This is a genomic window from Kitasatospora sp. NPDC059577 (assembly GCF_042735475.1).
In the GTDB taxonomy this organism is placed as follows: domain Bacteria; phylum Actinomycetota; class Actinomycetes; order Streptomycetales; family Streptomycetaceae; genus Kitasatospora.
This window is the reverse complement of the sequence record NZ_JBHWBZ010000015.1, coordinates 43539-69817: the sequence shown is the minus strand read 5'-3', so window position 1 is coordinate 69817 and position 26279 is coordinate 43539. Positions and strand designations below refer to the sequence as shown.

The 26279-nt window shown below is 73.9% G+C and carries 25 protein-coding genes; 19 read left to right on the top strand and 6 right to left on the bottom strand.

Features of this window, described 5'->3' with window-relative positions; genetic code table 11:
• Nucleotides 1-71: 71 nt before the first annotated feature.
• Nucleotides 72-1067 carry a type I pantothenate kinase gene (gene coaA, locus ACFV0O_RS15090; RefSeq protein ID WP_360254684.1) on the bottom strand — a complete coding sequence of 332 codons (996 nt, stop codon included), beginning with the start codon at nucleotides 1065-1067 and terminating at the stop codon, nucleotides 72-74.
• A gap of 99 nt (nucleotides 1068-1166) precedes the next feature.
• Here coaA and glmS point away from each other — a divergent pair, with 99 nt between their 5' ends.
• From glmS to ACFV0O_RS15060, 6 genes are all read left to right on the top strand, one after another.
• On the top strand, nucleotides 1167-3023 hold the full coding sequence (gene glmS, locus ACFV0O_RS15085; protein WP_380341294.1) for a glutamine--fructose-6-phosphate transaminase (isomerizing): 1857 nt from the start codon (nucleotides 1167-1169) through the stop codon (nucleotides 3021-3023).
• Nucleotides 3024-3137: 114 nt separating this feature from the next.
• A complete protein-coding gene (locus ACFV0O_RS15080) occupies nucleotides 3138-4613 on the top strand; it encodes an NAD(P)H-hydrate dehydratase (protein ID WP_380341291.1) in 1476 nt (491 codons plus the stop codon).
• A gap of 152 nt (nucleotides 4614-4765) precedes the next feature.
• Nucleotides 4766-5965, top strand: coding sequence for an alanine racemase (gene alr / locus ACFV0O_RS15075; RefSeq protein WP_380341288.1), 1200 nt, complete (start codon nucleotides 4766-4768; stop codon nucleotides 5963-5965).
• Entirely contained in the window at nucleotides 5962-7230 is a 1269-nt protein-coding gene (locus tag ACFV0O_RS15070; RefSeq protein WP_380341285.1) for an alpha/beta fold hydrolase, read from the top strand. Before alr ends, ACFV0O_RS15070 begins: the two co-directional genes overlap by 4 nt.
• Nucleotides 7231-7338: 108 nt before the next feature.
• On the top strand, nucleotides 7339-7845 hold the full coding sequence (gene tsaE / locus ACFV0O_RS15065) for a tRNA (adenosine(37)-N6)-threonylcarbamoyltransferase complex ATPase subunit type 1 TsaE (RefSeq protein WP_360254694.1): 507 nt from the start codon (nucleotides 7339-7341) through the stop codon (nucleotides 7843-7845).
• 110 nt (nucleotides 7846-7955) lie between these two features.
• Entirely contained in the window at nucleotides 7956-8150 is a 195-nt protein-coding gene (locus tag ACFV0O_RS15060) for a hypothetical protein (protein WP_360254696.1), read from the top strand.
• Between the two features lie 7 nt (nucleotides 8151-8157).
• On the opposite strand, the gene ACFV0O_RS15055 is transcribed toward ACFV0O_RS15060, so the two are convergent.
• A complete protein-coding gene (locus tag ACFV0O_RS15055; protein ID WP_360254835.1) occupies nucleotides 8158-8736 on the bottom strand; it encodes a hypothetical protein in 579 nt (192 codons plus the stop codon).
• 152 nt (nucleotides 8737-8888) lie between these two features.
• Here ACFV0O_RS15055 and tsaB point away from each other — a divergent pair, with 152 nt between their 5' ends.
• The 5 genes from tsaB (at nucleotide 8889) to ACFV0O_RS15030 (ending at nucleotide 12393) form a co-directional block, all read left to right on the top strand.
• The gene (tsaB, locus tag ACFV0O_RS15050) at nucleotides 8889-9545 is read left to right on the top strand and encodes a tRNA (adenosine(37)-N6)-threonylcarbamoyltransferase complex dimerization subunit type 1 TsaB (RefSeq protein WP_380341282.1); all 657 of its coding nucleotides are present in this window, start codon (nucleotides 8889-8891) and stop codon (nucleotides 9543-9545) included.
• A gap of 23 nt (nucleotides 9546-9568) precedes the next feature.
• Nucleotides 9569-10057 carry a ribosomal protein S18-alanine N-acetyltransferase gene (rimI, locus tag ACFV0O_RS15045; protein WP_360254837.1) on the top strand — a complete coding sequence of 163 codons (489 nt, stop codon included), beginning with the start codon at nucleotides 9569-9571 and terminating at the stop codon, nucleotides 10055-10057.
• Nucleotides 10050-11156, top strand: a complete 1107-nt coding sequence (gene tsaD / locus ACFV0O_RS15040; protein WP_360254700.1) for a tRNA (adenosine(37)-N6)-threonylcarbamoyltransferase complex transferase subunit TsaD — start codon at nucleotides 10050-10052, stop codon at nucleotides 11154-11156. Before rimI ends, tsaD begins: the two co-directional genes overlap by 8 nt.
• Nucleotides 11153-11419: a hypothetical protein gene (locus ACFV0O_RS15035; protein ID WP_360254702.1), complete on the top strand. Its 267-nt coding sequence runs from the start codon at nucleotides 11153-11155 to the stop codon at nucleotides 11417-11419. The genes tsaD and ACFV0O_RS15035 overlap by 4 nt, the downstream gene beginning before the upstream one ends.
• A gap of 74 nt (nucleotides 11420-11493) precedes the next feature.
• On the top strand, nucleotides 11494-12393 hold the full coding sequence (locus tag ACFV0O_RS15030; protein ID WP_380341279.1) for a polysaccharide deacetylase family protein: 900 nt from the start codon (nucleotides 11494-11496) through the stop codon (nucleotides 12391-12393).
• Nucleotides 12394-12412: 19 nt separating this feature from the next.
• On the opposite strand, the gene ACFV0O_RS15025 is transcribed toward ACFV0O_RS15030, so the two are convergent.
• Both ACFV0O_RS15025 and ACFV0O_RS15020 read right to left on the bottom strand, forming a co-directional pair.
• Nucleotides 12413-13591: a methyltransferase domain-containing protein gene (locus ACFV0O_RS15025; protein WP_380341276.1), complete on the bottom strand. Its 1179-nt coding sequence runs from the start codon at nucleotides 13589-13591 to the stop codon at nucleotides 12413-12415.
• 17 nt (nucleotides 13592-13608) lie between these two features.
• Nucleotides 13609-13932: a hypothetical protein gene (locus ACFV0O_RS15020; protein WP_380341274.1), complete on the bottom strand. Its 324-nt coding sequence runs from the start codon at nucleotides 13930-13932 to the stop codon at nucleotides 13609-13611.
• Between the two features lie 248 nt (nucleotides 13933-14180).
• On the opposite strand from ACFV0O_RS15020, the gene groES reads away from it, so the two are divergent.
• From groES to ACFV0O_RS15005, 3 genes are all read left to right on the top strand, one after another.
• The gene (gene groES / locus ACFV0O_RS15015) at nucleotides 14181-14486 is read left to right on the top strand and encodes a co-chaperone GroES (RefSeq protein WP_014136232.1); all 306 of its coding nucleotides are present in this window, start codon (nucleotides 14181-14183) and stop codon (nucleotides 14484-14486) included.
• Nucleotides 14487-14621: 135 nt separating this feature from the next.
• Nucleotides 14622-16250, top strand: a complete 1629-nt coding sequence (gene groL, locus ACFV0O_RS15010; protein WP_360209031.1) for a chaperonin GroEL — start codon at nucleotides 14622-14624, stop codon at nucleotides 16248-16250.
• Between the two features lie 145 nt (nucleotides 16251-16395).
• On the top strand, nucleotides 16396-17394 hold the full coding sequence (locus ACFV0O_RS15005; protein ID WP_360254710.1) for a LysR family transcriptional regulator: 999 nt from the start codon (nucleotides 16396-16398) through the stop codon (nucleotides 17392-17394).
• A gap of 100 nt (nucleotides 17395-17494) precedes the next feature.
• On the opposite strand, the gene ACFV0O_RS15000 is transcribed toward ACFV0O_RS15005, so the two are convergent.
• Nucleotides 17495-17821 (bottom strand): WhiB family transcriptional regulator, encoded by a 327-nt coding sequence (locus ACFV0O_RS15000; RefSeq protein WP_380341270.1) that lies wholly within the window; start codon nucleotides 17819-17821, stop codon nucleotides 17495-17497.
• A 562-nt stretch (nucleotides 17822-18383) separates the two neighbouring features.
• Here ACFV0O_RS15000 and ACFV0O_RS14995 point away from each other — a divergent pair.
• The 4 genes from ACFV0O_RS14995 (at nucleotide 18384) to ACFV0O_RS14980 (ending at nucleotide 23193) form a co-directional block, all read left to right on the top strand.
• The gene (locus ACFV0O_RS14995; protein ID WP_014136228.1) at nucleotides 18384-18995 is read left to right on the top strand and encodes a response regulator transcription factor; all 612 of its coding nucleotides are present in this window, start codon (nucleotides 18384-18386) and stop codon (nucleotides 18993-18995) included.
• Between the two features lie 500 nt (nucleotides 18996-19495).
• A complete protein-coding gene (gene shbA, locus ACFV0O_RS14990; RefSeq protein WP_196948785.1) occupies nucleotides 19496-20053 on the top strand; it encodes an RNA polymerase sigma factor ShbA in 558 nt (185 codons plus the stop codon).
• 288 nt (nucleotides 20054-20341) lie between these two features.
• On the top strand, nucleotides 20342-21844 hold the full coding sequence (gene guaB / locus ACFV0O_RS14985) for an IMP dehydrogenase (RefSeq protein ID WP_360254713.1): 1503 nt from the start codon (nucleotides 20342-20344) through the stop codon (nucleotides 21842-21844).
• 221 nt (nucleotides 21845-22065) lie between these two features.
• Nucleotides 22066-23193 carry a GuaB3 family IMP dehydrogenase-related protein gene (locus tag ACFV0O_RS14980; protein ID WP_360254715.1) on the top strand — a complete coding sequence of 376 codons (1128 nt, stop codon included), beginning with the start codon at nucleotides 22066-22068 and terminating at the stop codon, nucleotides 23191-23193.
• A gap of 83 nt (nucleotides 23194-23276) precedes the next feature.
• On the opposite strand, the gene ACFV0O_RS14975 is transcribed toward ACFV0O_RS14980, so the two are convergent.
• Nucleotides 23277-23852: a hypothetical protein gene (locus ACFV0O_RS14975; RefSeq protein WP_380341267.1), complete on the bottom strand. Its 576-nt coding sequence runs from the start codon at nucleotides 23850-23852 to the stop codon at nucleotides 23277-23279.
• 252 nt (nucleotides 23853-24104) lie between these two features.
• Between ACFV0O_RS14975 and ACFV0O_RS14970 the strand changes: the two genes are divergently transcribed.
• Nucleotides 24105-26117, top strand: a complete 2013-nt coding sequence (locus ACFV0O_RS14970; RefSeq protein ID WP_380341265.1) for a protein kinase — start codon at nucleotides 24105-24107, stop codon at nucleotides 26115-26117.
• The last annotated feature ends 162 nt before the right edge of the window (nucleotides 26118-26279 follow it).

Genomic DNA, 26279 nt, shown 5'->3' with positions numbered 1-26279 from the left:
CCGGCGTGTGCCGGGGTGTTCGTCGGGGCCGGTTGGGCCGGCGCGGGCCGTCCGCGGGCCGTCCGCGGGGCTCAGAGCTTGCGCAGCAGCGCCCGGCGGACCTTGTGGTCCTGGCCCTTCTGCAGGATCAGGGTGGCCCGGCCGCGGGTCGGCAGCACGTTCTCCAGCAGGTTGGGCTTGTTGATGGTGCGCCAGACCTGGCGGCCGTACTCCATCGCCTCCTCCTCCGGCACCTCGGTGAAGCGGCGGAAGTAGGAGTTCGGGTCCTGGAAGGCCGTCTGCCGCAGCTTGCGGAAGCGGTCCAGGTACCAGTGCTCGATGTCGTCGGTCCGGGCGTCGACGTAGATCGAGAAGTCGAAGTAGTCGGCCACCGCGAGGCGGGTGCGGCCGTCCGTGCCGGGCAGGGCCGGCTGGAGCACGTTCAGGCCCTCGACGATCAGGATGTCCGGGCGCTCCACGGTCAGCCGCTCGTCCGGCACGATGTCGTACACCAGGTGCGAGTAGACCGGAGCGCTGACGCTCTCCTTGCCCGCCTTCACGTCCGCCACGAAGCGCGTCAGCGCCCGGCGGTCGTACGACTCGGGGAAGCCCTTGCGGGCCATCAGACCGCGGCGGCGCAGCTCGGCGTTGGGGAGCAGGAAGCCGTCGGTGGTGACCAGCTCGACCCGGGGGTGCTCGGGCCAGCGCGCCAGCAGCGCCTGGAGCAGGCGCGCGGTGGTCGACTTCCCGACGGCGACCGAGCCGGCCACGCCGATGATGAACGGCGTCCGGGTGCGCTCGGTGTCCGGGGTGTCCAGGAAGGTGCCCAGGGTGCCGCGCAGTTCGTGCGTGGCGTGGATGTACAGGTTCAGCAGCCGCGACAGCGGCAGGTAGACGTCACGCACCTCGTCGAGGTCGAGGGCGGTGCCGAGGCCGCGCAGCTGCTCCACCTCCTCGGCGGTCAGCGGCAGCGGCGTACGCTCGCGCAGCGCGCTCCACTCGGCCCGGCTGAGGTCCACGTAGGGGGACGGGGACGGGCCGGCCGTGGCAGCGCCCCGCGTACAGAGTTCGGTCAGCACATGCTCCATTGTGAGCCGTAGCGGCGTTCACGGTGGTTGTGGTGTCGGTCACGCAGCGTTGGCGCGAGGCGGGAAAACGGCCACAGAACCGCCCTTATGCTGGCACGCATGTGCGGAATTGTTGGATACGTGGGCGCGCAGTCCGCCCTCGACGTAGTAATCGCAGGCCTGCAGCGCCTTGAGTACCGGGGTTACGACTCGGCCGGTGTCGCGGTGCAGGTCCAGGACTCCGACGGGCAGTGGAGCCTGTCCACCGACAAGCGGGCCGGGAAGCTCGCCAACCTGGAGAAGTCGCTCGCCGAGTCCCCTCTGCCCGGCGGCACCACCGGCATCGGCCACACCCGCTGGGCCACCCACGGCGGCCCGACGGACGCCAACGCCCACCCGCACCTGGACGACGACCTGCGGGTCGCCGTGGTGCACAACGGCATCATCGAGAACTTCGCCCAGCTGCGCGCCGAGATCGCCGAGCGCGGCCACACCCTCCGGTCCGAGACCGACACCGAGGTCGTCGCCCACCTGCTGGGCGAGGCCTACCAGGGCGACCTCGCCGAGGCCATGCGGATCGTCTGCCGCCGGCTGGAGGGCGCCTTCACCCTCGTGTCGGTGCACGCCGACGCGCCGGACGTCGTGGTGGGCGCCCGTCGCAACTCGCCGCTGGTCGTCGGCCGCGGTGAGGGCGAGAACTTCCTCGCCTCGGACGTCGCCGCCTTCATCGCGCACACCCGCGAGGCGATCGAGCTGGGCCAGGACCAGGTCGTCGAGCTGCGCCGCGAGGGCGTGACCGTCACCAACTTCGACGGCACCCCGGCCGACGTGCGCGAGTACCACGTCGACTGGGACGCCTCCGCCGCCGAGAAGGGCGGCTACGACTACTTCATGCTCAAGGAGATCGCCGAGCAGCCGAAGGCCGTCGCGGACACCCTCCTCGGCCGCATCGGCACCGACGGCCGGCTCACCCTCGACGAGCTGCGGATCTCCGACGCGGACCTGCGGTCGGTCGACAAGGTCGTCATCGTCGCCTGCGGCACGGCCTTCCACGCCGGCATGATCGCCAAGTACGCGATCGAGCACTGGACCCGCATCCCCTGCGAGGTCGAGGTCGCCTCCGAGTTCCGCTACCGCGACCCGATCATGGGTCCGGGCACCCTGGTCATCGCCATCTCGCAGTCCGGCGAGACCATGGACACCCTGATGGCCCTGCGGCACGCCCGCGAGCAGGGCGCCAAGGTGCTGGCGATCTGCAACACCAACGGCTCCACCATCCCGCGCGAGTCGGACGCCGTGCTGTACACGCACGCCGGCCCGGAGGTCGCGGTCGCGTCCACCAAGGCGTTCCTGACCCAGCTGGTCGCCTGCTACCTGGTCGCCCTGTACCTGGGCCAGGTGCGCGGCACCAAGTGGGGCGACGAGATCTTCGCCGTCATCAAGGAGCTCGGCAACGCGCCGAAGCAGGTCGAGCAGGTCCTGGAGACCATGGAGCCGGTGCGCGAGCTGGCCCGCTCGCTGGCCGACGCCCGCTCGGTGCTGTTCCTCGGCCGCCACGTCGGCTTCCCGGTGGCCCTGGAGGGCGCGCTCAAGCTCAAGGAGCTGGCGTACATGCACGCCGAGGGCTTCGCGGCGGGCGAGCTCAAGCACGGCCCGATCGCGCTGATCGAGGAGGGTCTGCCGGTCGTCGTGGTCGTGCCCTCGCCGCGCGGGCGGTCGATCCTGCACGACAAGATCGTCTCCAACATCCAGGAGATCCGGGCCCGTGGCGCCCGCACGATCGTGATCGCGGAGGAGGGCGACGAGGCCGTCGTCCCGTACGCGGACCACCTGATCCGCATCCCGGTCACCCCGACCCTGCTCCAGCCGCTGGTCTCCACGGTCCCGCTCCAGGTCTTCGCCTGCGAGCTGGCCACGGCCAAGGGTCACGAGGTCGACCAGCCGCGCAACCTGGCGAAGTCGGTCACCGTCGAGTAACCGCCCGGCCGTTCGGCACGGCGTCCCTGCGGCGGCTGCGTCCTGCCGCAGGGGCGCCGTCGTGCTTCCCGCGGGATAGCGTCGGCGGTAGTCGACCGCTGGAGGAGTGCCGTCATGCGTCATGCCCACCGTGTGGAAGCCGTCCGGGCCGCCGAGGCGGAGCTGATGGCGCGGCTCCCGGAGGGGACGCTGATGCAGCGGGCGGCCGCGGGGCTGGCGGCGACCTGCGCGCGGCTGCTGACGCGGCGTCGTGGCCGGGTGTACGGGAGCCGGGTCGTGGTGCTCGCGGGCAGCGGGGACAACGGGGGTGACGCCATGTACGCCGGGGCCGCGCTGGCCCGGCGCGGGGCGCGGGTGACGGCCGTGCTGTCGGCGCCGGAGCGGGTGCACGCCGGTGGGCTGGCCGCGCTGCGGGCGGCCGGCGGACGGGTCACGGCGGAGCGGGACGTCGGCCTGGCCGAGTTCTCGCGCGCGGACCTGGTGCTGGACGGGATCGTCGGCATCGGCGGCCGCGGCGGGCTGAGGCCCGGGGCGCAGCCGTACGCGCAGGCCGCGCGGCGCGGCGTGGTGGTCGCGGTGGACCTGCCCAGCGGGGTGGACGCCGACACCGGCGAGGTGCCGGGCGCTGCGCTGCGCGCGGACGTCACGGTCTGCTTCGGCACGTACAAGCCCGGACTGCTGGTCGACCCGGGGGCCTCGTACGCGGGCGCCGTGCAGCTGGTCGGGATCGGGCTGGACCTGCCGGAGGCGGACGTGACGGCCCCGCAGCACGCGGACGTGGCGGCGCTGCTGCCGCTGCCCGGCGCGGAGAGCGACAAGTACCGGCGGGGCGTGGTCGGGGTGGCGGCCGGCTCGGTGACGTACCCGGGGGCGGCGGTGCTGGCGGTCGCCGGGGCGCAGCGGGGCGGCGCGGGCGCCGTCCGCTACGTGGGCACGGCGGCCGAGGAGGTGGTGCGGCGCTTCCCGGAGACGCTGGTCACCGAGGGCGGTCCGGCCGGGGCCGGCCGGGTGCAGGCCTGGGTGGTCGGGCCGGGCGGCGGCGAGGGGGCGCGGCAGGCGCTGGCCGAGGCGCTGGCGAGCGACGTCCCGGTCCTGGTGGACGCGGACGGGCTGACCGAACTGGCCCGGCTCGGACCGGACGCGCTGGCCGGACGCACCGCGCCCACCCTGCTCACCCCGCACACCGGCGAGGCCGCCCGCCTGCTGGCGGGGGCCGAGGGCACCCCGCCGCCGGCCGCCGACGAGCTGGCTGCCGCCCGGCTCGCCACCGCCCGCCGACTGGCGGCCGCCTACCGTGCGACGGTGCTGCTGAAGGGCTCCACCACGGTGGTCGCCGACCCGGGCGGCGCCGTCCGGGTGAACCCCACCGGCACCTCCTGGCTGGCCACGGCGGGCAGCGGCGACGTCCTGGCCGGCCTGGCCGGCTCGCTGCTGGCGGCGGGCCTGTCGCCGCTCGACGCCGCCTCGGTGGCCGCCTACCTGCACGGCCTGGCCGGGCGCGAGGCGGCGGGCGGCCCGGGCGCGCCGGTGACGGCGCTCGCGGTCGCGGAGGCGCTGCCCGCGGTGTGGCGGGCGGTCCGGGAGGGCTGAGGGAGCGGAACCGAACGCTCCGCCGGCGGCGTCCGAGAAGGGCGTGACGAACGGTCCGCCGCGGACCGGCACGGCGGGCGGGTCCCGCCCCCGGCCGCCGCGTCGACGGGCCGTTCGGCGAGGACTCCGGGACGTCTGGGAGACTGACCCTGATGACAACTGCGAACACGACCGGCTCAGCCACCCTGACCGACGGGCTGCGGGCCGAGGCGACCATCGATCTCGGCGCGCTGCGGGGCAACCTCGCGGCGCTGCGCGAGCGCGTCGGCAGCGCGGCGGTGATGCTCGCGGTCAAGGCGAACGCCTACGGCCACGGCGCGGTCGAGTGTGCCCGCGAGGCGGTCGCCAACGGGGTCGGCTGGCTCGGCTGCGCGACGCCCGACGAGGCGCTGGCGCTGCGGGCCGCGGGCATCCGCCCGGAACACGCCCGCGTCCTGTGCTGGCTGTGGACGCCCGGCGGGCCGTGGCGCGAGGCGCTCCGCGCCGACCTGGACATCTCGGTCAGCGGCCAGTGGGCGCTGGACGAACTGCTGCCGGCCGTCCGCGAGACCGGCATCCCGGCGCGCGTGCACCTCAAGGCCGACACCGGCCTCGGCCGCAACGGCTGCCAGCCGCAGGACTGGCCCCGGCTGGTGGCTGCCGCCCGGCGTGCCGAGGCCGAGGGGCTGCTCACCGTGGTCGGCGTCTGGTCGCACTTCGCGGCCGCCGACGAGCCCGGACACCCGTCGATCCAGGCCCAGCTGGACTCCTACCGCACTGCGCTGGCCGTGGCCGAGGGGGCCGGCCTGCGCCCCCTGGTGCGGCACCTGGCGAACTCGCCGGCCGCCCTGCTGTTGCCCGAGTCGCACTTCGACCTGGTCCGCACCGGCCTGGCCGCGTACGGGCTGTCGCCGGTGCCCGAGGTGGGCTCGCCGGCCGACTTCGGGCTGCGCCCGGTGATGTCGCTGACCGCGCGGCTGGCGCTGGTCAAGGAGGTCCCCGGCGGGCACGGGGTCAGCTACGGCCACCACTACACGACGCCAGGCCCGACCACGCTGGGCCTGGTCCCGCTCGGCTACGGCGACGGCGTCCCCCGGCACGCCAGCGGCACCGGCCCGGTGCTGGTCGGCGGCAAGTGGCGCACGGTGGCCGGCCGGGTGGCGATGGACCAGTTCGTCGTGGACCTGGGCGGGGACGCCCCCGGGGTCGGCGAGGAAGCCCTGCTGTTCGGCAACGGCGAGCGCGGCGAGCCGACCGCCGAGGACTGGGCCCGCGCCTGCGGCACCATCTCGTACGAGATCGTCACCCGGATCGGCGCCCGGGTGCCCCGCCGCTACCTGGACGGCAGCCGCCCCGAGGGCCCGTCGGCATGACCGACGCGCCGACCGGGGACGGAGCGGTCGCGGCGGTCGCCAAGGCGGCCGGCGCGGCCTCCGGGGTGAGCCGGGCGGGCGTGATCGGGATCTCGGTCGGCGTCCTGGCGGCCGGCGCGGCCGCCGGGGTGGCGATCGAGCGGCTGACGGTCGGGCGGGCGATGCGCCGCCGGGCCCGGGCCGAGCTGGACGCGAGCGCCCCGTTCGGATCGCTGCGCGGACGCCCCCGCAGGGTGGCCGCGCCCGATGGCACCGAGCTGTACGTGGAGCTGGACGGCCCCCGGCCCGAGTCCGAGTCCGAGTCCGACGGCGACGGGTCCGGCCGGGAGCCGCTGACCGTGGTGTTCTGCCACGGCTACTGCCTCAACCAGGACAGCTGGCACTTCCAGCGGGCCGCGCTGCGCGAGGGCGTGCGGATGGTCTTCTGGGACCAGCGCAGCCACGGCCGCTCCGAGCGCTCCCGCTCGTACCTGGCGGGCGAGCCGGCCGGCATCGACCAGCTGGGCGGGGACCTCAAGGCGGTGATCGACGCCGTCGCGCCGACCGGTCCGCTGGTGCTGGTGGGCCACTCGATGGGCGGCATGACGGTGATGGCGCTGGCCGACCAGCACCCGGAGCTGTTCCGGGAGCGCGTCGCCGGGGTCGCCCTGATCGGCACCCTCGCCGGCGACTGGAACGAGGTGAACCTCGGCCTGCCGAAGGCCGGGGCGAAGCTGTTCAAGAAGGTCGCGCCCGGCATGGTGAAGCTGCTGGGCCGCCAGGTCGACCTGGTGGAGGCGACCAGGCGGCTGGGCTCCGACGTGGCCGGCGTCTTCTACCGGAAGTTCTCCTTCGGGAGCCGGGACGTCGACCCCGGCGTGGTGCGCTTCGCCGAGCAGCTGCTCGACGCCACCCCGATCGACGTGGTCGCCGAGTTCTACCCGGTGTTCGGCGCGCACGAGAAGTACGGGGCGCTGGCCGCGCTGCGCGGCCTGCCGGCGCTGGTGCTGGCCGGGACGAAGGACCTGCTGACGCCCTCGGCGCACAGCGAGGCGATGGCCGAGCGGCTGCCGGGCGCCGCGCTGGTCCTGGCCGAGGGCGCCGGGCACCTGGTGATGCTGGAGCGCCCCGAACCGGTCGACCGCGAGCTGGCGCTGCTGCTGCGCCGGGCCGCCGACTTCGCCGGGGCCGCGCCGCTGCCCGCGGCCGTCCTCGACCTGACCCGGGAGCCGGCCGCCGGGACGCCCGCCGAGAGCGCCGGCGAACCGGCCGTCGACCCCGCCTGACTCCTGCCCCGGCACCCGTGTGCCGCACCGGGGGGCGGCGATGTGGCACGGTAGCGGTGGCGGCCGGTGGTCGGCGCGCCGGTACGGACCGAAGGGCAAGACACGCGCATGGGCTCGCACGCCACTCTCACCGTCCCCACCCCGGAGCGGATGGGCCGCCTCGGCCGGGAGCTGGCCGCGCTGCTGCGGCCCGGGGACCTGGTGCTGCTCTCCGGTGAGCTGGGGGCGGGGAAGACCACGCTGACCCGGGGCTTGGGGGAGGGGCTGCGGGTCCGCGGGGCGGTGACCTCGCCGACCTTCGTGATCGCCCGGGTGCACCCCTCGCTGGTCGGCGGCCCGGCCCTGGTGCACGTGGACGCGTACCGGCTCGGCGGGGACCTGGACGAGATGGAGGACCTCGACCTGGACGTCTCGCTGCCGGAGTCGGTGGTCGTGGTCGAGTGGGGCGAGGGCAAGGTCGAGCGGCTGTCCGAGGACCGGCTGGAGGTCCGGATCGAGCGCGCCCTGGGCGACACCGCCGACGGGGACGACCAGGACCCGCGCCGGGTGCTGCTGACCGGTGTCGGCCCGCGCTGGGCGGACGTGGCGCTCGTGACGCTGGCGGGACAGGAGTAGCGGCGGGTCGCGACGACTTGCCGACAGGCTGTCGGCAAGATGTTGCGGGCGGGGTACCGGGCGTGGTGGGATGGGTGCTGCGGTTAGGTCTGCCTAACTAGGGAGGCGCCATGTCGAGCACCACCCCCGCCCCGGAGCGCGCCGCCCGCGCCGCCGGGGCCGGAGAGCCCGCCCGTCGCGCTCCGGGCGAGCCGATGAGGGCGCTGCTGGCCGCCTGCGCGGCCGCCGAGGCGGTGTCCACCCCGCCCGGGCCGGAACCGAGGCAGGCCGAGGAGCCCGGGACGAGGACGCCCCGGGCCGCGTGAGGCCGCCTCAGGCGACCACGACCACCTTGGTGTCCTTCGGCGCGAAGTCCCAGAGCAGCTGCCCGTCGGCCCGGCCGCTGCGGATGCCGCCGGTCTTGGCCTTCGGGTCCGCGGTCGCGGTCGGCGTCGAGGTCGAGCCGTCCACCGCCGCGCTGAAACCGAACACCACGCCGCTCTGCTGCGCGAAGCGCACCACGTGCTCGATCTGCCGCCCGTCCGTGCCGGTGGCGGTCGCGGTGCGGCTGTACACGGCGTAGCTGCCGGGGGCCGGCTCGACCGTGCCCGGGGCGACCGGGAAGGCCGCCGTGACCTGCGGGTTCTTCTTCGGCTCGACCAGCCAGACGAAGTGGCTGCTCACCGAGTAGACCACCCGCGTGCCGGTGCCCGAGGTGGCCGGCAGCGGCGGGACGGTCGGGGTGGGCGAGGCGCTCGGCGCCGTCGCGGTGGCGGTGCCGACCGCCGTGGTGGTGGGGGTGGGCTTGGCACCGCCGGCCCGGTCCTGGGCGCCGTTGGCCTGGAAGGCCAGCAGGCTCACCACCGCCAGGGCCCCCAGGGTCAGCCCCGTGACCACCACTCCAGGACCCATCTTCGCCACGTGCCGCTCCCGCTGCCGTCCTTTACGTACGGCCTTATCGTGCCAGGTCCCTCCGTCCGGGGCGCAGCGCGTCGGATGTGTGTTCCCGGTTGGAACGCCTTGCCGATCAGTCGGTCGGCCCAGCGTCGGTCTAACCTTGACCCGTGCTGCTGCTCGCGTTCGACACCGCTACCCCCGCCGTCACCGCCGCCGTCCACGACGGCACCGCCGTCCTGGCCGAGACCCACCAGGTCGACGCCCGGCGCCACGGCGAACTGCTGCTGCCCGCGATCGACCGGGTCCTGCGGGCGGCCGGGGCGGACAAGCACCGGCTGACCGGCATCGCCGTCGGCGTCGGCCCGGGCCCGTACACCGGCCTGCGGGTCGGCCTGGTGACCGCCGCCGCGCTCGGCCACGCCCTCGGGGTGCCGGTGCACGGCGTCTGCACCCTGGACGCGATCGCCTTCCAGGCCCGCGCCGAGGGCCTGACCGGCGAGCCGTTCACGGTGGCCACCGACGCGCGCCGCAAGGAGGTCTACTGGGCCTCCTACGACGCCGAGGGCCGCCGTACCGAGGGCCCCGCCGTGGACCGCCCGGCCGAGCTGACCCCGCAGCCGCACTCCGTCGGCGCCGGCGCGCTGCTCTACCCCGACGCCTTCCCGGGCGCGCACGGCCCCGAGCACGTGTCGGCCGGCGCCCTGGCCGGCTTCGCCGCCGCCGAGCTGGCCGCCGGGCGCGAACTGCTGCCGAACGTCCCGCTGTACCTGCGCCGCCCGGACGCCCAGGTGCCCGCCGGCTACAAGGCGGTGCTCCCGGCGTGAACCACGGCACCACCCTGCGCCCGATGCGCTGGTGGGACATTGCGCCGGTGATGGAGCTGGAGCAGCGGCTCTTCCCCGAGGACGCCTGGTCCACCGGGATGTTCTGGTCCGAACTGGCCGAGGCCCACGCCGGCGGCACCCGCCACTACACCGTCGCCACCGCCGCCGACGGCACGGTCGTCGGCTACGCCGGGCTGATGGCGATCGCCGGCGAGGGCGACGTCCAGACCATCGCCGTCGACGACCGCCACCAGGGCGCCGGCCTCGGCACGGCCCTGCTCACCGACCTGATCCGGGAGTCCGCTCGGCGCGGCTGCGCCGAACTGCTGCTGGAGGTGCGGGTGGACAACCCGCGCGCCCAGCGGCTGTACGAGCGCCACGGCTTCGAACCGGTGGGCATCCGGCGCGGCTACTACCAGCCCGCCAACGTCGACGCGCTGGTGATGCGCCTCGACCACCCCAGCACCGACAGCACCGACCCGAAGGACATTGAGGACACCCCCCATGGCTGACGAACCGCTCGTCCTCGGCATCGAGACCTCCTGCGACGAGACCGGCGTCGGCATCGTGCGCGGCACCACGCTGCTGGCCGACGCGGTCGCCTCCAGCGTCAACGACCACGCCCGCTTCGGCGGCGTCGTCCCGGAGATCGCCAGCCGCGCCCATCTGGAGGCGATGGTCCCGACCATCCAGCGCGCCCTGGACACCGCCGGGATCAAGGCGAGCGACCTGGACGGCATCGCGGTCACCGCCGGCCCCGGCCTGGCCGGCGCGTTGCTGGTCGGCGTCAGCGCCGCGAAGGCGTACGCCTGGGCGCTGGACAAGCCGCTGTACGGGGTCAACCACCTCGCCTCGCACATCTGCGTCGACCAGCTGGAGCACGGCCGGCTGCCCTCGCCGACGATGGCCCTGCTGGTGTCCGGCGGGCACTCCTCGCTGCTGCTCAGCGAGGACATCACCACCGACGTCCGCCCGCTCGGCGCGACCATCGACGACGCGGCCGGCGAGGCCTTCGACAAGGTCGCCCGGGTGCTCGGCCTGGGCTTCCCCGGCGGCCCGGTGGTCGACCGGACGGCCCGCGAGGGCGACCCCAAGGCGATCGCCTTCCCGCGCGGCCTGAGCGGCCGGAACGACCCCGAGTACGACTTCTCCTTCTCCGGGCTGAAGACCGCCGTCGCCCGCTGGGTGGAGGCCAAGCGCCGGGCCGGCGAGGAGGTGCCGATCGCCGACGTGGCGGCGTCCTTCCAGGAGGCCGTCACCGACGTGCTCACCCGCAAGGCCGTCAAGGCGTGCAGGGCCAACGGCGTCGACCACCTGATGATCGGCGGCGGCGTCGCGGCCAACTCCCGGCTGCGCGAGATGGCCCAGCAGCGCTGCGACCGGGCCGGCATCCGGCTGCGGGTGCCCCGGCCGGGCCTGTGCACCGACAACGGTGCGATGGTCGCGGCGCTGGGCGCCGAGATGGTCTGGCGTGACCGCGCGCCGTCCGCCTTCGACCTGTCCGCCGACTCCTCGCTGCCGGTGACCGAGGTCCACGTCCCGGCCGCGGGCATCGCGCACGGGGACGTCCACGGCCAGGCCTACGACGCCCTCGGCGGCGGCGCCGGATGACCGTCGCCGCGATGTGGGAGGCCCGGGCGGCGGACGGCCGCGGGGCCGAACTCGCCGCCTGGGCACGGGGAACGGCGCTGCCCGCGCTCCGCGGCGCGGCCGGGCTGGAACGCCTCGAACTGTTCTCCGCCCCGGGCGGGCGGGTGCTGCTGATCGCCTGGTGGAGCGGCGAACCGCAGCCGGTCGCCGACCCGCCGGCCGAACTGCTCGGCCGCCCGGTGCACCGCTGGTCCTTCACCAGCGAACACGTCGAACAGGCCTGAACGGGAACCACAACCCCGGCCGCTACCGTGAATCAGCTGATAGAAAGCTGAACGGGAACCGGGAGTGCGGTGCGGTGAGCAGGGACGGTCGGAGCAGGACCAGGACGTACGCGGCGGGGGCCCTGGCCCTGCTGGCCTTCGCCACCGCGTGCGGCGACAACGGCGGGGGCGGCGCCGCCCCCGCCACCGGCACGGCGGCGTCGGCCGCGCCCCAGACGACCGGGGCCGGGGCCGCCCCGACCACCCCGGGTGCCACCCCGGCCGGCGCCGGCGCGGCGGCCTGGGCGAAGTGGAACCTCACCCCGCTCCCGCCCGCCCCGGCACCGCCCGCGGACAAGCCCGTCAAGCTCGAACGGACCGGCCCGGTACCGGTCTTCAGCGACGTGAAGACGACCGACAAGGTGGTCTTCATCACCATCGACGACGGCGCCGAGAAGGACCCGAAGTTCGTCGAGATGCTGACCGACCTCAAGGTGCCGATCTCGATGTTCCTGACCAAGGACATCGTCAAGAACGACTACGGCTACTTCAAGCCGCTCCAGGCGCTGGGCAACCACATCCAGAACCACACCGTGGACCACCCGGTGATGAGCAAGCTGTCCCCGGACAAGCAGAAGTCCGAGGTCTGCGACGACCAGTCGGCGCTCACCCAGCAGTACGGCACCGCCCCGCTGCTGTTCCGCCCGCCCTTCGGCGACGGCGCCAACACCCCGACGCTCAACACCTCGGTGCAGCAGTGCGGTCCGCGCGCGATCGTGCTGTGGCGGGAGTCGATGCAGATCCACGACATGCAGTACCAGGCGGCGGACAAGAAGCTGAAGCCCGGCGACATCATCCTGGCGCACTTCCGCGGCCCCAAGGAGCTCAAGGGCGCCACGATGACCCAGATGTTCGGCGACCTGCTGGCCCGGATCCAGGAGCAGGGCTTCTCGGTGGCCCGGCTGGAGGACTACATCCAGGCCCCCGCCTCCTGACGGCCCCTAGCCCCTGCCCCTAGCCCTGGGCCCGGACCGGCTGCCCCAGCATCATCAGCGGTCCGTGGTCGGTGCGGCTGAGGATCACCGTGACGGTGTTCGGCCCGGAGGGCTTGAGCTGGCGGCGCAGCTCCTCCGGGGTGATCGCCATCCCGCGTTTCTTGATCACCACCGTGCCGACCGCGCGCTCGCGCAGCAGCGCCTTCAGCTTCTTGATGTGGAAGGGCAGCACGTCGGTGAGCTCGAAGGCGTGCGCGTACGGGGTGGCGACCAGTTCGTCCGAGGTCACGTAGGCGATCTTCGGGTCGATCAGCCGGCCGCCGACCTGCTCGGCCACCTCGGCCACCAGGTGGGCCCGGATCACCGCACCGTCCGGCTCGTACAGGTAGCGCCCGACCGGGCCGGCCGGCGGGTCGGGCAGGTCGCCGCCGGTCAGGCTGGCGCCCTGCGGGAGCAGGGTGGCGCGGTGCGGGCGGGTGGCCCCGGTGCCGAACCAGAGCACCGCCTCCTTGACGTCGCCGTGGTCGGAGACCCACTCGGCCTCGGCGTCCGCCGGGACGGCCTCGTGCGGGATGCCGGGCGCGACCTTCAGCGCGCCGATCGGGGTCCGCCGGCCGGCCTCGATCGCCCAGGAGAGCGGCGGGGCGTACGCCTCCGGGTCGAACACCCGGCCGCGCGCGGTCCGTCGGGCCGGGTCGGTGAACACCGCGTCGTACCCGGTCACGTCCACCTCGGCGACGTCCGCGCAGCGCACCTCGACCAGTTCGGACAGGCCGAGCGCGGCGGCGTTCGCGGCGGTGGCGGCGCAGGCCGCCGGGTCCCTGTCGACGGCCAGCACCTCGATGCCCGCGCGGGCCAGCGCCAGCACGTCCCCGCCGATGCCGCAGCACAGGTCCGCCAGTCGCCGGACGCCCAGGTCGGCGAACCGCCGGGCCCGCCACTCGGCCACGCTGCGCCGGGTGGACTGCTCGACCCCGTTGGGCGTGAAGTACATCAGGTCGGCGTCCGCCCCGAACTTCGCCCGCGCCCGCTGCCGCAGCCGCGCCTGCCCGAAGGCCGCCGACACCAGCTCCGCCGGGTGCCCCCGCCGCAAGCGGGTGGCCAGCGCCAGCTCCTCCTCGGGGGTGAACTCGCGCAGCTCGGCGAGCAGGGCCTGGCCCTCGGGCGTCAGCAGGGGCTGGAGGTTCTCGGTGTCCACGGTGCCATTCTCGCGGGTCAGGCGCCGGGGAAGCCCGCCACGGCCCAGCCCGGCACCAGGAACGGGGAGACGGCGGCGACGACCGGCAGGACCCGGTAACCGGCGCGCCGGGTGCGGAACGCGACGGACAGCGGCACCCCGAGGCTGACCGCCACGCCGACGAGCACGCCCAGCAGGGCGACCACCTCCACGCCCTTCCCGCCGTCCGCGCAGGCGAAGAGGATCGCGACGGTCACGAGGTACGCGAGCGCCGGGATCGCCCCGAGGACCGGCAGGAGGACTGCGGACCACAGGACGTCGGCGGTGCGGGTCGGGCCGATGCGAACCGGGGTGTCGGGCATGGCACGAGTGTGTCGACCCCGGTCACGGGCGCACATGAGTACGGGTACTCATCCGTCGTCAGGATCTTCCGGGGCGCGTCGTTGGCACTCTGGTTGACTGAGTGCTAACACGGGCCTATGGTCGTCCTTGGCACTCCCCACCGGGGGAGTGCTAACGCGAAGACGCGTGCCTGACCCCCGCGACGGCAGGCTCGCAGGCTCGCCCTACCCGTTAGAAAACCCCGTAATCTCCGAAGGGGAGCTCGGACGTGACCACCAGCAGCAAGGTTGCCATCAAGCCGCTCGAGGACCGCATCGTGGTCCAGCCGCTCGACGCCGAGACCACCACGGCCTCCGGCCTGGTTATCCCGGACACCGCCAAGGAGAAGCCCCAGGAGGGCGTCGTCCTGGCCGTCGGCCCGGGCCGCTTCGAGGACGGCCAGCGTCTGCCGCTCGACGTCGCCGTCGGTGACATCGTCCTGTACTCGAAGTACGGCGGCACCGAGGTGAAGTACCAGGGCGAGGAGTACCTCGTCCTCTCGGCTCGTGACGTTCTCGCCATCATCGAGAAGTAAACGCAGCATCGAGAAGTAAGTCGTTCCGACCCGCCCCGGATCCGTGTCCCAAGTGACAGGGGCCCGGGGCGTGGTTGTTGGTTCACGTAGTTCGGCGGCCGGTGGGCCGGCCGCAGCCCCGAGGGAATAGGGAACATGGCGAAGATCCTGCAGTTCGACGAGGACGCCCGCCGCTCGCTGGAGCGCGGTGTCAACAAGCTGGCCGACACCGTCAAGGTGACCATCGGCCCCAAGGGCCGCAACGTCGTCATCGACAAGAAGTTCGGCGCCCCGACCATCACCAACGACGGTGTCACCATCGCCCGTGAGGTCGAGCTGGACGACCCGTACGAGAACCTTGGCGCGCAGCTCGTCAAGGAGGTCGCCACCAAGACCAACGACGTCGCGGGTGACGGCACCACCACCGCCACCGTGCTGGCCCAGGCCCTGGTCAACGAGGGTCTGCGCAACGTCGCCGCCGGTGCCGGCCCGGCCGCCCTGAAGAAGGGCATCGACAAGGCCGTCGCCGCCGTCTCCGAGCACCTGCTGTCCGTCGCCCGCGAGATCGAGGGCAAGGACGACGTCGCCGCCGTCGCGTCCCTCTCCGCGCAGGACACCCAGGTCGGCGAGCTGATCGCCGAGGCGATCGACAAGGTCGGCAAGGACGGTGTCATCACCGTCGAGGAGTCGAACACCTTCGGCGTGGAGCTGGACTTCACCGAGGGCATGCAGTTCGACAAGGGCTACCTGTCGCCGTACTTCGTCACCGACGCGGAGCGTCAGGAAGCGGTCCTGGAGGACCCCTACATCCTGATCAACCAGGGCAAGATCTCCTCCATCCAGGAGCTGCTGCCGCTGCTGGAGAAGATCCTGCAGGGCGGTGCCTCCAAGCCGCTGCTGATCATCGCCGAGGACGTCGACGGCGAGGCGCTGTCGACCCTGGTCGTGAACAAGATCCGTGGCACCTTCAACGCCGTCGCCGTCAAGGCCCCGGGCTTCGGCGACCGCCGCAAGGCGATCCTCGGCGACCTGGCCACCCTGACCGGCGGCACGGTCATCTCCGAGGAGGTCGGCCTCAAGCTCGACCAGGTCGGCCTGGACGTGCTGGGCACCGCCCGCCGCGTGACCATCACCAAGGACGAGACCACCGTCGTCGACGGTGCCGGTGACGCCGAGGCCGTGGCCGGCCGCGTCGCCCAGATCAAGGGTGAGATCGCCGCCACCGACTCCGACTGGGACCGCGAGAAGCTGCAGGAGCGCCTGGCCAAGCTGGCCGGCGGCGTCTGCGTCATCAAGGTCGGCGCCGCCACCGAGGTGGAGCTGAAGGAGCGCAAGCACCGCCTGGAGGACGCCATCTCGGCGACCCGCGCCGCGGTCGAGGAGGGCATCGTCGCCGGCGGCGGCGCCTCCCTGGTCCACGCCGCCAAGGTGCTGGAGGACGGCCTGGGCCTGTCGGGCGACGAGGCGACCGGTGTCGCGGTCGTCCGCAAGGCGCTGCACGAGCCGCTGCGCTGGATCGCCCAGAACGCCGGCCTCGAGGGCTACGTCATCACCCACAAGGTCGCCGAGCTGGAGACCGGTCACGGCTACAACGCGGCCACCGGCGAGTACGGCGACCTGCTGAAGGCCGGCGTCATCGACCCGGTCAAGGTCACCCGCTCCGCCCTGGAGAACGCGGCCTCGATCGCCTCCCTGCTGCTCACCACCGAGACCCTCGTGGTGGAGAAGAAGGAGGAGGAGGCCGACAACGGTCACTCCCACGGCGGTCACGGCCACTCGCACTGAGGCCCGAGCCACTGACCGGAGGCCCGGTCCGCACCCCGCGAGGGGTGGCGGGCCGGGCCTCCGGCCGTCGCGGTCGCTGTAGCCGTCGACCCTTCAACTATCAGCAGAATTTTGCAGAACGCAAAGATTGCCTTATAACTAAGGCATGATCGAGGCCCGCCACCTGCGCGTCCTGCGTGCCGTCGCCCGCACCGGCTCCTTCTCCGCCGCCGCCCGCGAGCTGGGGTGCACCCAGCCCGCCATCAGCCAGCAGATGAAGGCGCTGGAGAAGTCCGTGGACACCCCGCTGGTGGTCCGCTCGGGCCGCGGGATGCAGCTCAGCGAGGCCGGACGGGTCCTGCTCAAGCATGCCACCGGGATCCTGGCCGGGCTCTCCGCCGCCGAGGAGGAGGTGGCCGCGATCGCCGGGCTGCGGGCCGGCCGGGTGCGGCTGGTGTCCTTCCCGACCGCGAGTTCCACCCTGGTGCCGCCCGCCGTCGCCCGCCTGCGGGACAGCCATCCGGGGGTGCGCGTGTCGCTGGTCGAGGCGGAGCCGCCGGAGTCGCTGGCGATGCTGCGCGGCGGTGAGTGCGAGATCGCGCTGGCCTTCCGCTACCCGCAGTCCGACGGCGCCGCTCTGCTGCCGGCGCCCGCGCACGGCACGCCGCGGGAGGCGCGGGCCGAGGCGAACCTGGAGGCCCAGCAGCTGACCGCCGGAACGGACTGGTCCGATCTGGTGGTCACGCCGCTGCTGGACGACCCGCTGGTGGGCCTGCTGCCGGCCGCCCACCCGCTGGCCGGGCGGGGCGGGCCGGTGGGACTGGGCGAGCTGGCGGGGGAGCAGTGGATCGCGGGCTGCCCGCAGTGCCGGGGCCACCTGGTGGAGCTCTGCGCGGGGGCGGGCTTCGAGCCCCGGATCGACTTCGCGACCGACGACTACCCGGCGGTGGTCGGCCTGGTGGCGGCCGGGCTGGGGGTGGCGGTGCTGCCCCGGCTGGCGCTGCAGTCGGTGCGTCCTGACGGCGTGTCGACGGTGCCGGTACGGACGGCCTCGGGGGCGCCGGCGGTGCGCCAGGTGGTCGCGCTGACCCTGGCGGACCTGGCCGAGGTGCCGGCCGTGGCCCTGATGCTGGAGCGGCTGGCGGGGACGGCGGCCGCCCGCTGACGGTGGGTGACGGGGCTCGGCGGCAGGGGCCCTGATCGGCCGCGACGGGGCTGTGGCGCCGCGCAGAAACGTTTCTTCACGGCGCGTCGTGGAGGCGGGTCTAGTGCCGCGCGACCGCCGGCGGGGTCAGTGGGACCTCCACCAGCCGGTGCCGCGAGCGCCCCAGCATCTCCTCGCGCTCGTCCTCGGTCATCCCGCCCCAGACCCCGTACGGCTCGCGGACCGCCAGTGCGTGCGCCGCGCACTCGGCGATCACCGGGCAGCGCATGCAGACCTCCTTGGCGCTGGCCTCGCGCGAACTGCGCGCGGCCCCTCGCTCGCCCTCGGGGTGGAAGAAGAGCGAGCTGTCCACGCCACGGCAGGCTGCGGAGAGCTGCCAGTCCCAGAGGTCCGCGTTGGGACCGGGGAGGCGGGAGAAATCTGCCATGGCTCATTCCCTTCAGAGGCTGTCGGCCGTCGGCCGGGCGTTCGGCGGGCTGCTGCCGAGCGGCACGGCGGGGCTTCGATGCACTGGTGTGGACACCTGGAAATATGACTTAAGGCAACTCCATGGACAAGTCACCCACACACTGGCACAACAGTCAATGACCATACGAAAGCTATAAAAACGGGCAAAGTGGGCAAGGGTCCTCGGCGGGCGCGGGCGTGGCAATCGGGTGGCCGACGGGCGCGCGACGCACCGAATCGGTGTGCGGGTCGCACGCCCACCGCGCGCGAGCTGCGGAAAAGTGCGGCGTGTGCACCGCGATGCGGCTGATCGGTAATGGGTTGGCCACGTACAGTGGTGGAGATGGCTCTGAAGGCCGTAACTCATTCGAGTGACGGTCGTTGGAAGTGCGGAGGCGGTTAGCGGGCGCCGGACGTCGGGAACGATCGCGGGCAAGTTGGGGCGATCAGCACGGAGTCTGTCGCCGATCGGCCGTGTCGGAGAGGTTCGTACCAGCCAGGAGGCTCAACGTGACGCGGATCAGCTGCGGAGGACGACGGTCATGACTTCCGTTCTCGTTTGCGACGATTCCCCGCTCGCCCGCGAGGCGCTTCGCCGCGCGGTCGCGACCGTACCCGGTGTGGACCGGGTCACCACCGCGACGAACGGGGAGGAGGTCCTCCGCCGCTGGGTGGCCGACCGCTCCGATCTCGTTCTGATGGACGTCCGGATGCCCGGCCTCGGCGGGGTCGAGACGGTCCGGCGGCTGCTGTCCGCCGACCCGGGCGCGCGGATCATCATGCTCACCGTCGCCGAGGACCTCGACGGCGTCGCGCTCGCGGTGGCCGCGGGTGCCCGCGGGTACCTGCACAAGGACGCCTCCCGCGCCGAACTGCGGGCCACCGTCACCCAGGCCCTCGCCGACCCGACCTGGCGGCTCGCCCCGCGCCGGCTGCGCAGCCCCGACATGGGGGCCGCGCCGACGTTGACGGCGCGTGAGATCCAGGTGCTGGAGGGCATGAGCCACGGCCGCAGCAACGCCGAGATCGGGCGCGAGCTGTTCCTGTCCGAGGACACGGTCAAGACCCACGCCCGACGGCTGTTCAAGAAGCTCGGGGCCTCGGACCGCGCGCACGCGGTGGCGCTGGGCTTCCGCTGGGGCCTGGTCCGCTGACCACCGGCCGCGCCGCCGGGTGCGGCGCGCCGCCGGCGATCCCCGGAGCGGGTGTCGCACAAGCGTGTGACGTTACGGTCCCGAGGTTGCACCATGGAGGAGTGGAGCACCTCGGGGACCAGCGGACAGGCACTGCGGCGAACGACGCAGCCGCAGGACACTCGGCGGACGGCGCGACGGACGGAACCACCGACGGCGGGGCGGGAGGCGGCACGGTGCAGGAGGGGCCGGTGGTGCGCGGAACGCCCCACGGTGCGGCAGCGCATAACGTTCCGGTGCACAACTCCGGACGCGGTGCCGCGTTTTCCCGCTCGACCAGGCACCATGGACCGATGCGCGACGACGTCGCCGGTGCGGCCGGCCAGGCGGACCCGGTGGAGGCCGAGCCCTCCGGTCCGGGCCACGATCCGTCGTACGCCGATTCCGTCGCTCCCGGCGGTTCCGGTGTCGGGGCCGGACCGGGCCGCCCGCCGGTGCTCGGCACGGGCGGCTCCCCGCTGATGGGTGAACTCGTCGCGGCCGCAGTGCGCGGCGAGGGCCCGGCGATCGACGCCCTGCTCGCCTACGTCCACCCGCTGGCCCTGCGGTACTGCCGCGCCAAGCTGGTCCGGCTGCCCGGCGGGGCCCGGCACCACGTGGACGACGTCGCCCAGGAGGTCTGCGTCGCGGTGCTGTGCGCGCTGCCGCGGTACAAGGACCAGGGGCGGCCGTTCGAGGCCTTCGTGTACGGCATCGCCGCGCACAAGATCGCCGACCTGCAGCGGGCCGCGATGCGCGGGCCCGGCTCGACCGTCGTCCCGCAGGACGACCTGCCGGAGGTGCCGGACGAGGCGCTCGGCCCGGAGGAGCAGGCGCTGCTGAGCAGCGACGCGGCCTGGGCCAAGGAACTGCTCTCCAACCTGCCGGCCCGTCAGCGCGAGCTGGTGCTGCTGCGGGTGGCCGCCGGGCTGTCGGCGGAGGAGACCGGCGAGGTGCTCGGGATGTCGCCCGGCGCGGTTCGGGTGGCCCAGCACCGGGCGCTCAGTCGGCTGCGGGCGCTCGCGGAGGAGTCCTCCTGACCCCGGCCGCTCCGGTCGGCCCCGCCGTCGGCCGGGTTCCGCGGCGCGGCGGAATGTGGCGCCCCGGCGGGGTTGTTGTCAAGGGCACACGAGGACACATTCGCGGTGCCAGTACCATGGGGTATCGGCGCCTGGGCGGGTTGCCAAAGTTTCACGGGTGCGCGCTGGGTCCCCTTGGAGGATCCTCCCATTGCACCCGGCTTCGGCGGTCTGCGCGAGTGAGCGATGAATGCGCCCCCACCCTCAGGGCGTGAGCGGATAAGGCCGGCCACGGAAGGTACCCCCCAAATGTCTTACAACGCCGCAGGCGTACCCGAGAAGTTCGCCATGCTCGGGCTCACGTTCGATGACGTCCTGCTGCTGCCCGGGGCCTCCGAGGTGCTGCCGAACTCGGTGGACACCTCCTCGCGGGTCTCCCGGAACGTCCGCGTCAACATCCCGCTGCTCTCCGCGGCCATGGACAAGGTCACCGAGGCGCGGATGGCCATCGCGATGGCGCGCCAGGGCGGCGTCGGCGTGCTGCACCGCAACCTCTCGGTCGAGGACCAGGCCAACCAGGTCGACCTGGTGAAGCGCTCCGAGTCCGGCATGGTCACCGACCCGATCACGGTCGGCCCCGAGACCACGCTGGCCGAGGCCGACGCGCTGTGCGCCAAGTTCCGCATCTCCGGCGTCCCGATCGCCGACGAGGCCGGCAAGCTGCTCGGCATCGTCACCAACCGCGACATGGCCTTCGAGTCGGACCGCAGCCGCCAGGTCCGCGAGATCATGACCCCGATGCCGCTGATCACCGGCAAGGTCGGCATCTCCGGGGTGGACGCGATGGCGCTGCTGCGCCGCCACAAGATCGAGAAGCTGCCGCTGGTCGACGACGAGGGCCGGATCAAGGGCCTGATCACCGTCAAGGACTTCGTCAAGGCCGAGCAGTACCCGAACGCCGCCAAGGACGCCGAGGGCCGTCTGCTGGTCGGCGCCGCCGTCGGTGCCAGCGCCGAGGCGTTCGACCGGGCCCAGGCCCTGGTCGAGGCCGGTGCGGACTTCCTGGTGGTCGACACCTCGCACGGCCACAGCCACAACGCGCTGGCCTGGATCGCGAAGATCAAGTCGGCCGTCGGGGTCGACGTGGTCGGCGGCAACGTCGCCACCCGTGACGGCGCCCAGGCGCTGATCGACGCCGGCGTGGACGGCGTCAAGGTCGGCGTCGGCCCCGGCTCGATCTGCACCACCCGCGTGGTCGCCGGCATCGGCGTCCCGCAGATCACCGCCATCTACGAGGCCGCCCAGGCCTGCCAGGCGGCCGGCGTGCCGGTCATCGGCGACGGCGGCCTGCAGTACTCGGGCGACATCGGCAAGGCGCTGGCCGCCGGTGCCGACACCGTGATGCTCGGCTCGCTGCTGGCCGGCTGCGAGGAGTCCCCGGGCGAGCTGCTGTTCATCAACGGCAAGCAGTTCAAGTCCTACCGCGGCATGGGCTCGCTGGGCGCCATGCAGTCCCGCGGCCAGGGCCGCTCGTACTCCAAGGACCGCTACTTCCAGGCCGAGGTGGCCTCGGACGACAAGCTCGTCCCCGAGGGCATCGAGGGCCAGGTGCAGTACCGCGGCCCGCTGTCCGCCGTGCTGCACCAGCTCATCGGCGGCCTGCGCCAGACCATGGGCTACGTCGGCGCCGCCACCATCGCCGAGATGGAGAGCAAGGGCCGCTTCGTCCGGATCACCTCGGCGGGCCTCAAGGAGAGCCACCCGCACGACATCCAGATGACCGTCGAGGCGCCGAACTACTCCGCCCGCTGACCGGTCCGCCCGGCTCGGACGACCGAGGGGCCCGTCGCCGCACCCGCGGCGGCGGGCCCCTCGCCGTGTTCGCCCCCTCCGCCTGTCCGGCCCCGCCGCGCGTCCGCCCCTGTCGCGGGTCCGGGGAGCGGGCCGTCGGGGCGGTGCCGCCGGTAGTACGGGATACTGGGGTGCGGCCGGGGTGACCCGGCGGGCACAGCAACAAAGCAGAAGGGCTCGAAGTGACTGAGATCGAGATCGGGCGAGGCAAGCGCGGCCGCAGGGCGTACGCCTTCGACGACATCGCCGTCGTCCCCAGCCGCCGTACCCGGGACCCGAAGGAGGTCTCTATCGCCTGGCAGATCGACGCCTACCGCTTCGAGCTGCCGTTCCTCGCCGCCCCGATGGACAGCGTGGTCTCCCCGCAGCAGGCCATCGCCATCGGCCGCCTCGGCGGCCTGGGCGTGCTGAACCTGGAAGGCCTCTGGACCCGCTACGAGGACCCGCAGCCGCTGCTCGACGAGATCGCCGCGATCACCGACGAGGCCACCGCGACCCGCCGGCTGCAGGAGATCTACGCCGCGCCCATCCGCGCCGAGCTGATCAAGCAGCGCATCCAGGAGGTCCGCGACTCCGGCGTGGTCACCGCCGCCGCGCTCTCGCCGCAGCGCACCGCCGAGTTCTCCAAGGCCGTCGTGGACGCCGGCGTCGACGTCTTCGTCATCCGCGGCACCACCGTGTCGGCCGAGCACGTCTCCAGCGCCGCCGAGCCGCTCAACCTGAAGCAGTTCATCTACGAGCTGGACGTCCCGGTGATCGTCGGCGGCTGCGCCACGTACACCGCGGCCCTGCACCTGATGCGGACCGGCGCGGCCGGCGTGCTGGTCGGCTTCGGCGGCGGCGCCGCCCACACCACCCGCAACGTGCTCGGCATCCAGGTGCCGATGGCCACCGCCGTCGCCGACGTCGCGGCCGCCCGCCGCGACTACATGGACGAGTCCGGCGGCCGCTACGTGCACGTGATCGCGGACGGCGGCGTCGGCTACAGCGGCGACATCCCGAAGGCCGTCGCCTGCGGCGCCGACGCGGTGATGATCGGTGCCGCGCTGGCCCGCGCCACCGACGCCCCGGGCAAGGGCTTCCACTGGGGCATGGAGGCCGTCCACGAGGAGCTGCCGCGCGGCAAGCGGGTGGACCTCGGCACGGTCGGCACCACCGAGGAGATCCTCACCGGTCCGTCGCACACCCCGGACGGCACCATGAACCTGTTCGGTGCGCTGCGCCGCGCGATGGCCACCACCGGCTACACGGAGCTCAAGGAGTTCCAGCGGGTCGAGGTGACGGTCAACCCGGCGCTCGACCACCGCTGAGCCGTGCGCTGACGAAGGCCTCCGCCGGGTACGGCGGGGGCCTTCGGGCTGTCCGGGCGTGTCCGGGTGCGGTCGGCGGGGGGTCAGCCGCGGTCGGCGGTCCGGCGGGTGAGGAGGAAGCCGCCGATCAGGGCGATGGCGTAGAACGCCGCGTCGAGCGGGCGGAGGTCGGCGCGCCAGGCGGCCAGGGTGTCGTGGAGGAGGCCGCGGGGGCCGGGACCCCCGGCGTGCACCCGGCGCAGGTGTTCGGTCAGCTGGCCGATCAGGAGCGCGCCCGCCGCGAGCAGGGCGCCGAGCGGCGGGAGGAGCCGGTTCCGGCCACCGAGCAGGCCGAGCGGGAGGGCGACCAGGCCGGCCGGGGCGATGGCCAGCCAGCCGAGGCTGTCGGCGGCGCGCAGCGGGGCGCAGCCGTAGGCGAGGCCGCCGAGCAGCATCGCGAGGACGGCGAGGACGAGGGCCGGGGCGGTGCGCCGGCGGCGGGGGGCGCGCCGGGGCAGCGGGGCGACGGATTCGACGGTTTCGTAACCGTTCACCGGGGCGCCGGGCATGCCCGGCACCACGTAGCCCTCGGGGGAGGCCGGTGCCGGTGCGACCGAGTAGTGCTGGGCGGTGCGCGGCCGCGCCGATGGGCCGTCAGTGCCCGGTACGGGTGCGGTCATGGGCGTCGAATCCCCCCGGAAAAGACGATGAGCTGCCGAACGGTAGCAGTGATTCGGACGGATCTTGGCGAGTTTTCGATCACAGATCGGGCACGGAGCGCCGCTCCCGTTCCGGTTCGTCCCGGGTCGGGACGGGGGGCGGGTGGTCGCGAGCCCCCGGGACAGGGGATGATGGAGGCTTGGGCGTTCGGGCCCGGCCGGTCCGACACGCCGTCACCACGACCGCCAGCAGCACATGGGGGAACGTTCCGAATGACCCAGGCGCAGGGTTCCACCGGCCGCCTCCTGGCCGGCCGCTACCGCCTGAACGGCGTGCTCGGACGCGGCGGCATGGGCACCGTCTGGCGCGCCGAGGACGAGATGCTGGGCAGGACCGTCGCGGTCAAGGAACTGCGGATGAACGCCAGCGTCGAGGAGGAGGAGAAGCACCGGCTGATCGTCCGGACGCTGCGCGAGGCCAAGGCGACCGCCCGGATCCGGCACAACTCGGCGGTCACCGTCTTCGACGTGGTCGACGAGGACGACCGGCCGTGGATCGTCATGGAGCTGGTCGAGTCCCGCTCGCTGGCCGACGTCATCCGCGAGGACGGACCGCTCGCGCCCGTCCGGGCCGCCGAGATCGCGCTCGACGTGCTGGGCGTGCTGATCGCCGCGCACGCGCTCGGGATCCTGCACCGGGACGTCAAGCCGTCCAACGTGCTGATCGGCGATGACGGCCGGGTCGTGCTGACCGACTTCGGCATCGCCAGCGTGGAGGGCGACGCCTCGGTCACCTCCACCGGCATGCTGGTCGGCGCGCCCTCGTACATATCCCCGGAGCGGGCCCGCGGGCAGAAGCCGGGGCCGCCGGCCGACCTGTGGTCGCTGGGCGGCACGCTGTACGCGATGGTCGAGGGCCGCCCGCCGTACGACCGGGGCTCGGCGCTGGCCACCCTGACCGCGGTGATGACCGAGGACCTCGCCATGCCGGCGAACGCCGGGGCGCTGAAGCCGGTGATCGAGGGGCTGCTGGAGAAGGACCCGGCCGAGCGGCTGGACGCCTCGCAGACCCGGTCGATGCTCAAGCGGGTGGTCGCGGAGGCCACCGTGAAGGCCGAGTCGACCACCGAGCACGCGATGCCGGTGGAGACGGGGGCCGCCACGCCCGAGCCGTCGTCCAAGCCGCGGCCGACGTCCGAGCCCAAGCCGGCGGCCGAGCCCGAGGCCGTGGCCGAACCGACGCCTACGCCGACGCCGGAGCCCGGGCCGGAGAAGCCCGAGGCCGTCCGGAAGCGGACCGTGGGCGGGCTGCTGGGGACGGTCCGGGTGGGCAGCCGGGCCCGGGACGAGGAGCCGCCCGCGGCGGCCGTGGCGGAGCCCGCTGCCGCGGCGACGGAGCCGGTGCCCGACCCGATCCGTCCGGTGACCAGCGAGTGGACGATGGGCGCGACGCAGGCCGCCGGGGCCGACCCGCGCACCGGCCGGCGGCGGCTGGCCATCGCCACCGTGGTCGTGGTGCTGCTGCTGATCGCGGGAGTGGTCGCGGTGCTCCAGGCCGTCGGCGGCGACGCGAAGGGCGCGTCCACCCACGGCGCGGGCGCCACCTCGCCGGTGGCGACGACCGCGGACACCCCGCCGAGCCAGGGCGCGGCGCCGTCCGCGACGGAGCCCGCGCCCGCACCGGCGGAGACCGGGACGCCGGGCGCCGACGCCACCACCCCCGCCGCTCCCGCTCCCGCGCAGCCCGCCGCCACCACGCCGACGGCCCCCGTGCAGACCCCGGCTCCCGTGCAGACCCCCGCTCCCGTGCAGACCCCGGCGCCGTCCGCGCCGGGTGGTGCGGTGCCGGCCGGGTACCACGAGTACAAGGACCCGAGCGGCTTCTCGGTCGTCCTGCCGGACTGGCTGCAGCCGGCCGGGTCCGACTCCAACCGGCGGATCTTCAAGAACCCGGCCGACGGCAGTCAGCTGCGGATCGAGTGGACCACCTCGCCGGGCGACAGCGCCGTCGCCGACTGGCAGCAGTCCGAGCCCAACGTGCGCGGCCAGGTCACCAACTACCAGCGGCTGAACCTGTCGGCGATCACCTACCGGCAGTGGACCAACGCGGCGGACTGGGAGTGGACCAACGGCACGCCCAGGACCCACTCGCTCAACCGCGGCTTCGTGACCGGGACCCCGGCCAAGTACGGCTACTCGATCTACTGGATCGTCCCGGACGCGCAGTGGGCCGCGCAGGCCCCGGTCCGGGACGTCGTCTTCGGCACCTTCCAGCCCGCGCCGTGACCGCGGGGACGGCTTCCGGGCGGCCGACCGCGCTGCGCGGCCGATGAGTTGCGATCCGTCGCCGGGCGCCGTGGGATGACGGCGCCCGGAACCGGTACCGGCGGCTGCCCGTCCTAGGGTGGACAGCCGGCGGGTGACGCCCCCGCGGACGCGGCCGGGCGG

What these genes read in the sequence shown, in the direction of transcription:
- coaA (WP_360254684.1), bottom strand. Translation starts at nt 1,067, where the DNA reads ATGGAGCATGTGCTGACCGAACTCTGTACGCGGGGCGCTGCCACGGCC.
- ACFV0O_RS15060 (WP_360254696.1), top strand. Translation starts at nt 7,956, where the DNA reads ATGTCGAGCACCACCCCCGCCCCGGAGCGCGCCGCCCGCGCCGCCGGG.
- ACFV0O_RS15000 (WP_380341270.1), bottom strand. Translation starts at nt 17,821, where the DNA reads ATGGCAGATTTCTCCCGCCTCCCCGGTCCCAACGCGGACCTCTGGGAC.
- groL (WP_360209031.1), top strand. Translation starts at nt 14,622, where the DNA reads ATGGCGAAGATCCTGCAGTTCGACGAGGACGCCCGCCGCTCGCTGGAG.
- tsaD (WP_360254700.1), top strand. Translation starts at nt 10,050, where the DNA reads ATGGCTGACGAACCGCTCGTCCTCGGCATCGAGACCTCCTGCGACGAG.
- ACFV0O_RS15035 (WP_360254702.1), top strand. Translation starts at nt 11,153, where the DNA reads ATGACCGTCGCCGCGATGTGGGAGGCCCGGGCGGCGGACGGCCGCGGG.
- rimI (WP_360254837.1), top strand. Translation starts at nt 9,569, where the DNA reads ATGCGCTGGTGGGACATTGCGCCGGTGATGGAGCTGGAGCAGCGGCTC.
- tsaE (WP_360254694.1), top strand. Translation starts at nt 7,339, where the DNA reads ATGGGCTCGCACGCCACTCTCACCGTCCCCACCCCGGAGCGGATGGGC.
- shbA (WP_196948785.1), top strand. Translation starts at nt 19,496, where the DNA reads ATGGGTGAACTCGTCGCGGCCGCAGTGCGCGGCGAGGGCCCGGCGATC.
- ACFV0O_RS14975 (WP_380341267.1), bottom strand. Translation starts at nt 23,852, where the DNA reads ATGACCGCACCCGTACCGGGCACTGACGGCCCATCGGCGCGGCCGCGC.
- alr (WP_380341288.1), top strand. Translation starts at nt 4,766, where the DNA reads ATGACAACTGCGAACACGACCGGCTCAGCCACCCTGACCGACGGGCTG.
- glmS (WP_380341294.1), top strand. Translation starts at nt 1,167, where the DNA reads ATGTGCGGAATTGTTGGATACGTGGGCGCGCAGTCCGCCCTCGACGTA.
- ACFV0O_RS14970 (WP_380341265.1), top strand. Translation starts at nt 24,105, where the DNA reads ATGACCCAGGCGCAGGGTTCCACCGGCCGCCTCCTGGCCGGCCGCTAC.
- ACFV0O_RS15055 (WP_360254835.1), bottom strand. Translation starts at nt 8,736, where the DNA reads ATGGGTCCTGGAGTGGTGGTCACGGGGCTGACCCTGGGGGCCCTGGCG.
- ACFV0O_RS15005 (WP_360254710.1), top strand. Translation starts at nt 16,396, where the DNA reads ATGATCGAGGCCCGCCACCTGCGCGTCCTGCGTGCCGTCGCCCGCACC.
- ACFV0O_RS15070 (WP_380341285.1), top strand. Translation starts at nt 5,962, where the DNA reads ATGACCGACGCGCCGACCGGGGACGGAGCGGTCGCGGCGGTCGCCAAG.
- guaB (WP_360254713.1), top strand. Translation starts at nt 20,342, where the DNA reads ATGTCTTACAACGCCGCAGGCGTACCCGAGAAGTTCGCCATGCTCGGG.
- ACFV0O_RS14995 (WP_014136228.1), top strand. Translation starts at nt 18,384, where the DNA reads ATGACTTCCGTTCTCGTTTGCGACGATTCCCCGCTCGCCCGCGAGGCG.
- ACFV0O_RS15080 (WP_380341291.1), top strand. Translation starts at nt 3,138, where the DNA reads ATGCGTCATGCCCACCGTGTGGAAGCCGTCCGGGCCGCCGAGGCGGAG.
- ACFV0O_RS15020 (WP_380341274.1), bottom strand. Translation starts at nt 13,932, where the DNA reads ATGCCCGACACCCCGGTTCGCATCGGCCCGACCCGCACCGCCGACGTC.